Origin of the sequence: Paractinoplanes deccanensis, from assembly GCF_016862115.1 — a bacterium.
GTDB classification, from domain to species: domain Bacteria; phylum Actinomycetota; class Actinomycetes; order Mycobacteriales; family Micromonosporaceae; genus Actinoplanes; species Actinoplanes deccanensis.
Genome location: NZ_BOMI01000225.1, coordinates 1 through 4,278, shown reverse-complemented (window position 1 = coordinate 4,278; position 4,278 = coordinate 1). Strand labels below are relative to the sequence as shown.

The following is a 4,278-nucleotide window of genomic DNA, read 5'->3' as shown; positions in this document are numbered from 1 at the left end:
GGCGGGCCGCCTCGGGCGCGAGCCGTTCGAGCACGCCGAGCATGCGGTCGAGGCTCTCCAGCTGGCGCATCGACTCGGGGCGGGCCGGTCCGGCGTGGTGCGCGACCTCGTCGTAGTCGACCAGGTCGCAGTAGACGGCCGGGGCGCCGCGGGCCATCTGCTCGGCGATCAGCGACACGTTCACGTCGCGCAGCAGCATCGAGGCCGGGCGCAGGGCCAGGAACGAGCCGGAGCGGCTGACCCGCGGCTGGAGGTTGCGCCGGCGCTGGAGGCGGGCCTGGTGCAGCTCGGTGATCACCTCGCCGACGCCGAGGACGAGCGCGCGGGTGAAGCCGTACGGGGACGCCATGAACGCCGCCCAGCCGCGCGCCGACCGGCCCGGCAGCGCCGCGTGGCTGACCGTGAGCAGGCTGACCGCGGCGTCGCCGCTGAACGCGTTGCCGATGCTGACCCCGCCGTCGCGCAGCAGGCCGCGCCCGTCGCTGAGCCGCGGCTCGAGCACCGCCGCGTCGCGCGGGCGGTTGGTGACCATCAGCTTGCCGGTGTCCTTTTCGAACCAGCGGAACGCCGGGACCTGCCGGGTGGCGCCGTGCAGGATGCCGGCCTGCGACGCGGGCGTGGTCGACGGCAGGCCGGTGTGCCAGCCGCGCATCGTGTGGCTGCCGGAGCGCAGCCAGTGGCCGAGCGTGGGCAGGTTGCCGGCGCGCACGGCCCAGCGCAGCACCGGCTCGGAGAGGCCGTCGAACTGGATCATGAGGAGCCCGGGGTCGGAGCCCGGCCGGGGGCGGCGCAGCGTGAGCAGCGGGCCGCCGGCGAGCCGGGCCTGGCGGCGGCGCACGCCGCGCATGAGCCGCTTCGACTCGCGGACGAAGGTGTCGTCGGAGCCGCTGTCGAGCATCCAGTCGACGATCGCGGCGAAGACGATGGCCAGGATCGCGGTGAGCACCAGCGACGGCAGCCCGCTGATCCGGTTGGCCGGGTCGATCTCGAGCGCGATGACGATGACGACGATCTGGGCGACGATGCCGAGCAGCATGGCGCCCCAGCCGCCGAGCGCCACGATGCCGACCAGCAGCAGCGGGCGCAGCACCGCGCCGACCCCGGCGACCAGCAGCACCAGGCCGAGCGTGTCGACGATGTCGGTGCTCGTCACGCCCGGCATCAGCCAGAGCGTCACGGTCAGAACGACAAATGTGACAAGGGCGCTGCGCAGGACGGCGCGCGCACGGTTGAGGACCCGACGCCAGCTGAGCAGCGCGCGCAGGTCGGCGCGCCAGTCGCGGGCGGCCGGGGCGGACGGAGGCTCGTGCAGGCTGATGGCCACGCGAAAACGATGTCACAGCTTGTGGCGGCGATGCTCGACCGTGCGCGGAATCACCGGCTCCCCGTTCGTGTGATCACATCGGGTTCGGTTGCCCCGTACGGATAGCTTCGGAGCGGTGCACGCCCGATTCGTCTTGATCATCCTTATCCTGGCAGGCTTCCTCGCGGCCTGCGGCGACGACCCGGCCCCCGAGCGCAAGCCGGCCAAGATCGTCGGATACTTCGCGGGCTGGGGCGTCTACGGCCGCGACTTCCAGGTCGCCGACCTGGTCACCAGCGGCGCGGCGGCCCGCCTCACCCACCTCAACTACGCCTTCGGCAAGGTGGACAAGGGCCGCTGCGCGCTCTCCGACGCGTGGGCCGACCACCAGAAGCCGGTGGCCGCCGCCGACAGCGTCGACGGGGTGGCCGACGACCCCGGCGATCCCCTGCGCGGCACGTTCGGCCAGCTGCGCAAGCTCAAGCAGCAGAATCCCGGCCTGCGGGTGCTCTGGTCGTTCGGCGGCTGGACCGGCTCGGCCGGCTTCACCCAGGCGGCCCGCGACCCGGCCGCGTTCGCCGAGTCGTGCCACGCGCTCGTCACCGACCAGCGCTGGTCCGGCGTCTTCGACGGCATCGACATCGACTGGGAATACCCGAACGCCTGCGGCCTGTCCTGCGACACCAGCGGGCCCGGCGCCCTGCCCGCGCTGCTCGCGGCGCTGCGCACGGCGTTCGGGCCGGAGGCGCTGATCACCGCGGCGGTGCCGGCGGACGTCGCGAAGCTGCGGGCGAGCGACTACCGGGCCGCCGCCGGGACGGCGAACTGGCTCAACGCGATGACCTACGACTACTTCGGCGCGGGCGGCGACGACGCGCAGAAGACCCCGAAGACGGCGCCGCACTCGCCGCTGACCGCCTACCCCGGCATCCCGCGCGAGACGGCCACCACCACGGCGACCGTGGACGAGCTGCTCGCCCTCGGCGTGCCGGCCGACAAGGTGCTGCTCGGCCTCGGCTTCTACGGCCGTGGCTGGGCCGGCGTCACGGCGGCCGAACCGGGCGGCGACGCGAGCGGCCCCGCGCCCGGCAAGTACGAGAAGGGCCTGGAGGACTACAAGATCCTCGCCCAGCGCTGCCCGCCGACCGGCACGATCGCCGGCACCGCCTACGCGCACTGCGGGTCGCAGTGGTGGTCCTACGACACCCCGGCCACGATCAAGGCCAAGATCGAGTACGCCCGCGGCAAGGGCCTGGGCGGGGCCTTCGCGTGGGAGCTGTCCGGCGACACCGCGAAGGGCGAGCTCCTGGCGGCGGTCAGCGAGGGTCTGGCCGCACCGCCGAGCGGAGAGCGCTGACCAGTCGTTCCCGGGCCGGCGACGGCGGCTCACCGGCCCGTTCGGCGAGATAGACCGTGTTCAGCGGTACGACGGCAGGCTCGTGCAGCCGCACCAGGCGCCCCGCCGCCAGATCGGCCGCGCAGAGATATTCGGGAAGCACGCTGTAACCACCGCCGGCGAGCACGGTGGCGAGCACGGCGTGCAGGTTGGGCACGACGACGGCCGCGTCCCGGGCGGGCCGCACGCCGAACTCGGTCTGCCAATAGCGGCGGACGATCGGCAGATCCTCGGCGTACGCGATGAGGGGCACCTCGCTCAGGTCGGCGCCCGCCACGGAAGGGGCCCCCACCAGCAGGAACTCCTCGTCGCAGAGCGGCTCGACGCGCAGGCCCCCACCCCGCGGCCGCACGCTGAGCAGCGCCAGGTCGATCGAGCCGTCGCGCAGCAGGCCGGTCAGCTCGGCGGGCAGGCCGAAGCTCACCCGCAGCCGAAGACCCCGCGCGATCAGCGGCGCGGCGGCCGGCAGCACCACGGAGGTGAGGAACTCGGTCGGGCCGCCGAGATGCACGACGGCGGACTCGTCCACCTCGTCGACGATCAGCCCGGCGAGCGTGTCCAGCGGCTCGCTGACCCGCCGCGCCAGCAGGTCGGCCGCCGGAGTGGGCGCGACCCCACGCGGCAGCCGGGTGAACAGCGGCCGCCCGAGCGCGGTCTCCAGGGCACGCAGCTGCGCGGTCACGGTCGGCTGCGACAGCGACAGCCGCCGCGCGCCCCCGGTGACCGACCCGGCCCGGTAGACGGCCAGGAACGTGCGCAGCAGGTCCAGGGAGAGATCCATGCCGCCGTTTCTAGCCGATCCGCACCCACACGTTGTCGAGGGCGCCGTTGAACTGGTCGTTGTCGGCGTAGGCGCCCTTGCCGCCGATGCTCATCGGCCGGTTGTTGGCGATCGACAGACCCGCCGGGACGGTGGTGCGGCCGCGCAGGAAGCCGTTGACGATCACGAAGAGGCTGGTGCCGACCCGGCGGCACTCCACCGAATGCCACCGCCCGTCGGCGACGCTCACCGAGCTGGTGGCCATCCGGATCGGCGGGCGCCGGTCGTCGACGAGCACGCAACTGGGCCGGCCGGCGGCGCCGTCGATCTGGAGCTTCCACTGGCTGCTCGTGGTCGAGTAGCCCTTCTGCACCACGTTCTGGCCCTTGCTGGTCTGGCCCGGGGTCAACAGGACGTCGGCGCCGAACGCGATGTTGCGCGTGCCCGGGTTGAGATCGCCCGACGACGAGGCGGTCTGGAGGGCGACGTGCGGGCAGACGCGGCCGGTGCAGCGCCCGGGAAAGGCGAGCGCGGAACCCTGCCCGTGCACGACCCGCCGCACGGTGCCGCCGTGGCCCGAGATGATGCGCAGCGTGTGGCCCCGCCCCGACTCGTCGATGATCGACCCGGCCCGCCCGTTGAACGCATACCGGGCCACGATCGTCCCGGGCGCGTCCACGGCCTTGGCCCCGGCAGCGTGGCCGGCCCCGGAGGCGGAGACCCGCCCCGCTACGGGATTGGCCCTGGCCGCAGAATCGACCCCAGCGGCGGGGCTGGCCCCGTTTGCGGAGATTGCGCCGGTGGCCGCGACGGCTCCGG

Annotated in this window: 4 protein-coding genes; 1 reads left to right on the top strand and 3 read right to left on the bottom strand. The window is 73.8% G+C overall.

Translation table 11 applies throughout. From position 1 onward, the window contains the following. Nucleotides 1-1,324, bottom strand: a 1,324-nt coding sequence (locus Ade02nite_RS48635; protein WP_203778259.1) for a phosphodiesterase, incomplete at its 3' end; no start/stop codon positions are given. 115 nt (nt 1,325-1,439) lie between these two features. On the opposite strand from Ade02nite_RS48635, the gene Ade02nite_RS48630 reads away from it, so the two are divergent. Next, nucleotides 1,440-2,660, top strand: coding sequence for a glycoside hydrolase family 18 protein (locus Ade02nite_RS48630; RefSeq protein WP_239169636.1), 1,221 nt, complete (start codon nt 1,440-1,442; stop codon nt 2,658-2,660). Here Ade02nite_RS48630 and Ade02nite_RS48625 read toward each other — a convergent pair. Together Ade02nite_RS48625 and Ade02nite_RS48620 are read right to left on the bottom strand one after the other, a co-directional pair. Next, nucleotides 2,620-3,480: a LysR family transcriptional regulator gene (locus Ade02nite_RS48625; RefSeq protein WP_203778257.1), complete on the bottom strand. Its 861-nt coding sequence runs from the start codon at nt 3,478-3,480 to the stop codon at nt 2,620-2,622. The two genes, Ade02nite_RS48630 and Ade02nite_RS48625, sit on opposite strands and share 41 nt — an antisense overlap. A gap of 10 nt (nt 3,481-3,490) precedes the next feature. Further along, on the bottom strand, nt 3,491-4,278 hold a 788-nt coding region (locus Ade02nite_RS48620; protein WP_307871266.1), incomplete at its 5' end, for a LamG domain-containing protein.